We start from the raw sequence: 4,894 nt of genomic DNA, 5'->3' as shown, positions 1-4,894 counted from the left end.
ACCCATGGCTTTTTTATTGTCAGGAGGACATATGATTATTTCTAAAAAATTACACAAGCTGATTGCAGACCAGGAAGGCTGGACCCGCAGAATGTTCGAAGAGGGGATCAAGATCAAAAAACAATACGGAGAAGACAACGTCTACGACTTCTCCCTCGGCAATCCTGATATTGAGCCGCCGAAAGACCTTCAGAAAACACTTGCAGAGACGCTCCTGCATCCCCGGAAGGGAATGCACAGGTACATGACGAACAGCGGCTACGAAGAGGTAAGAAGTGAGATAGCGGAATACCTCCGTGAGCTTTATGGACTTCCTTTCAACCCTTCCCAGGTTTTCATGACAACGGGCTGCGCCGGCGGGCTTAATATACTTCTGAAAAGCATGCTCAACAGGGGCGATGAGGTGATCGTGCCGTCTCCGTTCTTCTGGGAATTTAAAAACTATATAGAAAATTACGGCGGCATCATGAAACTGGTGATGTCAAAGGAAGATTTCCAACTCGACATCGACAGGATAGAACGGGCAATCACCAAAAAGACAAAGGTCGTCCTCCTCAACAGCCCCAATAACCCCACGGGTGCCGTCTATAACGAAAAGGGCCTGAAGGATCTTGCCGGGCTCCTCAGGCAGAAGAGAAAGGAGGGCCAGGAGATATATATCGTCGCCGACGATGCATACCGGAAAATAGTATATAACGGCGCAAAACTGCCAAACCTGTTCAAGCTGTACGATCTTGTCATGGCCGTCACGTCCCACTCGAAAGACCTTGCCCTCCCCGGGGAGCGTATAGGTTATATCGCCATCTCCCCCCGCATCAAGGGATACGAACTCATGGTTTCGGCGCTTATGATCTCTATGAGGGCCCTCGGCTTTGTCAATGCGCCGGCGCTTTTCCAGAGAGCCGTCGGGAAATTCCAGAGAACCTCCGTCAGCATCGACGATTACCAGAAAAAGAGGGACACCCTCTATGAAATACTCATGGAGGCGGGCTTTGAATGCGTAAAACCAATGGGCGCCTTCTATATGTTCCCAAAATCTCCGGTCCCCGATGAGCTCGAGTTTGTCAGGACGCTCCAGCAGGAAGAAAGGATTATGGTAGTGCCCGGCAGGGGTTTCGGGAAAAAAGGATATTTCAGGATAGCATACTGCGTTCCCCTTGCAACAATCCTGAAAAGCAGGGATGGCTTCATCCGGATAGGAAAAAAATTCATCAAGAGGTGAAAGATGGGTATCTCAAAAAATATCAGCAAATCGATGAAAGACTCCTCGTGGATACGGGCAATGTTCGAAGAAGGTGAAAAACTGAAAAAACAGTTCGGTCCGGAGAATATACTCGACTTTACCCTCGGCAATCCCGTGATGGAACCGCCAAACGAACTGAAAGCAGAACTGATACGCATCGCCTCTTCAGAGATAAAGGGCATGCACCGGTACATGACGAACAGCGGCTACGAAGAGGTGAGAGACGATATAGCGAAATTCTATGAAGAAAGGTCAGGGCTGCCCTTTACGAAAGACCACATCATCATGACCGTCGGAGCCGCCGGGGGCATTAACGTCGCGCTGAAGGCCCTCCTCGATGCGGGCAACGAGGTAATCGTCCCCAATCCGTATTTCGTGGAATTCAGGTTCTATATAGAAAATCACGGCGGATCGATGAGGCTTGTCGATACCCGGGACGACTTTCATCTCGATATCGAAAAGATTGAAAAGGCGATAAACAAGAAGACCAAGGCGATCATCCTCAATTCACCGCATAACCCGACGGGTGTTGTCTATAACGAAGAGGAGTTGAAGGATCTTGCAGCGCTTCTTTTGAAACGGAAAGAAAAGGGGCAGAGGATATTCATCCTCGCCGATGAGGCATACAGGAAGATAATTTACAACGGCACTGTCCTGCCCGACCTGTTCAATATATACGAGGATACGATCGTCATTACGTGCCACTCAAAAGACCTCGCCCTCCCCGGGGAGCGCATAGGCCATATCGCCGCATCGCCTCATATAAAAAATCTGAGACCCCTTATAGACGCTATGATATTCGCAAACAGGATACTCGGCTTCATAAACGCCCCGGCGCTCATGCAGAGACTCATCCGGAAATTCCAGAAAAACAGCGTCGATATCATGGATTATCAGCGCAAAAGGGACGCCATTTACAGGATCCTTGTGGAATCCGGGTTCGATGTGACGAAACCCCTGGGGGCATTCTACATATTCCCGCACTCGCCGATACCTGACGATATCCTGTTCGTGAGGACCCTCCAGCAGCACCGCATTCTTGCCGTACCCGGGGTGGGTTTCGGGAAACCGGGTTATTTCCGGCTGGCCTACTGCGTTGAGATGGACGTCATCGAAAGGTCGGAGAAGTATTTCAAGGAGATGATGTCGGGCATGCGATAAGACCGGTTGCGTGCTACGCATTGCGGATTTAGAGAAACTGCAGGATGGCGGTGGTGTCAATATTCTTTGCAAACGTTTCGGCAAGGAGTTCCCTGTTCATTCTGTTTTGCGCGACCCACGCCACGTGAGGAAAGACCCCGAGAAAGGGGACGCGGAGATATTGTTTCAATACACCGGGGTTTGTCTGTGAGGCGATATCGGCCTCACTGTTTACGTCATTCAAGATCACGCCCACGATGCTTATACCCTGTGATTCCAGATAACGGCTTGTCAGGAGTGTGTGGTTTATTGTTCCGAGACCGAGCCTCGACACAATGACGGTCGGCACACTCCATCGCCTGATGAGATCAATGTAGAAGAAATTACTTTTAATGGGTACCATGACGCCGCCTGCTCCTTCAATGATAAGGACATCGTGCTTCCTCAGAAGATCCCGGTATGTCCTGTCAACGCTATCAATATCGATTACACGATGTTCCAGCTCAGCAGCAACTTCAGGGGCGAGGGGCGCTTCAAATGTGTAGGGATTGATCTTCCTCAGACTATCGGTGCTTCCTGAGGCCTCCCGCAATAAAACCGCATCCCGGGACCCTGCCTTCTGTTCTCCTTTTGTCAACCCGCTTTCGAAGGGCTTCATGACACCGACATCCATACCCTTCCGCAACGAAAGGAAGGCGCATAAACCCATTGATATAACTGTCTTGCCGATCCCTGTATCTGTTCCGGTTATAAAAAGGCTTTTCACTATCCCACAACTGCTGAGAGGAGAATTGCAATGCCTATAAAAAGACAGGCGCAAATTATCGCAAGACCTATATTGCCCTCTTCTGATATCTTTTTCTCAAACTCAGTTGAAAACGTAGCGCCGACAATCTTCAGCATCACCAGTACAATGATCATGTACACGGTGGAATAGACACACATCTCTATTATATTTCCAAGGATCTTCCACATGACTGCCTCTAATTTGAAAGGTAGTATACGAGATTGTCGAGGGCAGACGTAAAGAAAAGGTTGCGGAGCTTTACATGTTCAGGGGTCTTCACGGGTGAAGGTGACAAATTCAGGATACCCTTGATATTCGCATCAACGAGCCAATCCGCTACCTTTTGTGCCTCCTGGGGAGGTGTTGTAATAATCCCGATCTCAATATTTCTTGCCTTCACCACCTCTTTCAGTCCCTCAACATGGAGAATCTCAACGGGTTTTCCTACTCTTTCAGAAATATGCCCAATGACCCTTTCGGGCTGGATATCAAAAGCAGCCACTATCTTGTAGTTCTGTTTGAGAAAATCCTTATAAACAAGCAGGGCGCTTCCCATGTTGCCGATGCCGACCACTGCGATCCTCCATTCCCTGTTGATACCGAGTATTTCTTTGATATGTCTTTTCAGTTCTTTTACATTGTAGCCCATACCCCTGATGCCGAATTCACCGAAATAGGCAAAATCTTTTCTTACCTGCGCTGCGTTGACGTTACAGATATTTGCGATGAGCGCGCTCGATGCTACCTTTTCACTCCTCGTCTCCAGGTCTCCAAGGCATTTCAGATAATTTGAGAGCCTTCTTATTGTGGCTTCGGGGATCTTTGAATATTTCGCCATTTTTCTATTCCTTTTAAAGATTTTCTCTTTATTTATCATATATGTAACAATAATCAAGGTGTTTTGCAAGAGAAATTATTATCAAGGATATCGCAGTGTTTTACAAACTTTTACCGCAAATAAGTTTATTAAGAGAAAAAATTAACAAGCTATTATAAACATAATACCCAATAATAACCAATACCCAATATTCAATCACCAAACAAAATCTTCGGGAATCGCTTCTCGTTTGGGTATTCGGTCATTGGGTATTAATTGGTGATTGGAATTTGGTTATTGGTGATTGATCTTTTGCCGCGAGCTATCAGCTATGGGCCATGAACTATTTACTATAATCCCAGCACATCCTTCATCCCGTAAATACCGGGACCCTGCCGGACGATCCACTTCGCCGCCGTCAATGCCCCCCGTGCAAAATTTTCACGGGAATAGGCCCTGTGAGTAATCTCAAGCCGTTCGCCGATACCGGCGTACATCACCGTATGCTCGCCGACGATGTCGCCTCCCCTCAAACCAAGGATAGCGATCTCCCCGTTCTTCCTTTCGCCGGTGATCCCCTTTCTGCCGTAGATCTCTTCCCATTGCTTTCCTGTCTGGGCATCCTTCACGATGTCCTTTAATTTCATCGCCGTTCCGCTGGGTGCATCCTTTTTCCAGCGATGGTGCATCTCAACGATCTCGATGTCGTAACCGTCCTGAAGGACTTTTGATACCCTGTCAATAACATCGAACATGAGATTCATGCCTATGCTCATGTTGGGTGATATAACAACCCTAACATCCCTTGAATCCCTGATCTGCCCGATGGCGTCCCCGGAAAATCCTGTTGTGCCTATGACAATACACTTCTGCTTCTCTCTGACAAACCTGAAATTCTCAAGCGTCG

General features: G+C 48.0%; 6 protein-coding genes. 2 read left to right on the top strand and 4 right to left on the bottom strand.

The window, feature by feature from the left end; translation table 11 throughout:
* Positions 1 to 31 precede the first annotated feature (31 nt).
* Both PHU49_07210 and PHU49_07205 read left to right on the top strand, forming a co-directional pair.
* Positions 32 to 1,222 (top strand): pyridoxal phosphate-dependent aminotransferase, encoded by a 1,191-nt coding sequence (locus PHU49_07210; GenBank protein MDD5243791.1) that lies wholly within the window; start codon positions 32 to 34, stop codon positions 1,220 to 1,222.
* Positions 1,223 to 1,225: 3 nt separating this feature from the next.
* Positions 1,226 to 2,404 carry a pyridoxal phosphate-dependent aminotransferase gene (locus PHU49_07205; protein MDD5243790.1) on the top strand — a complete coding sequence of 393 codons (1,179 nt, stop codon included), beginning with the start codon at positions 1,226 to 1,228 and terminating at the stop codon, positions 2,402 to 2,404.
* A gap of 28 nt (positions 2,405 to 2,432) precedes the next feature.
* Here PHU49_07205 and bioD read toward each other — a convergent pair whose 3' ends face one another.
* The 4 genes from bioD to dapB all read right to left on the bottom strand — a co-directional run.
* Positions 2,433 to 3,149, bottom strand: a complete 717-nt coding sequence (bioD, locus tag PHU49_07200; GenBank protein MDD5243789.1) for a dethiobiotin synthase — start codon at positions 3,147 to 3,149, stop codon at positions 2,433 to 2,435.
* Complete coding sequence (locus PHU49_07195) at positions 3,149 to 3,358, bottom strand: hypothetical protein (protein ID MDD5243788.1); 210 nt, start codon at positions 3,356 to 3,358, stop codon at positions 3,149 to 3,151. The genes bioD and PHU49_07195 overlap by 1 nt, the downstream gene beginning before the upstream one ends.
* 8 nt (positions 3,359 to 3,366) lie before the next feature.
* Entirely contained in the window at positions 3,367 to 4,008 is a 642-nt protein-coding gene (locus PHU49_07190) for a redox-sensing transcriptional repressor Rex (GenBank protein MDD5243787.1), read from the bottom strand.
* Positions 4,009 to 4,337: 329 nt separating this feature from the next.
* On the bottom strand, positions 4,338 to 4,894 hold a 557-nt coding region (gene dapB, locus PHU49_07185), incomplete at its 5' end, for a 4-hydroxy-tetrahydrodipicolinate reductase (GenBank protein MDD5243786.1).

It is taken from the genome of Syntrophorhabdaceae bacterium (assembly GCA_028713955.1).
Taxonomy (GTDB): domain Bacteria; phylum Desulfobacterota; class Syntrophorhabdia; order Syntrophorhabdales; family Syntrophorhabdaceae; genus UBA5609.
Note: the sequence above shows the minus strand (reverse complement) of the source record. Positions and strands in the feature narration are given on the sequence as shown.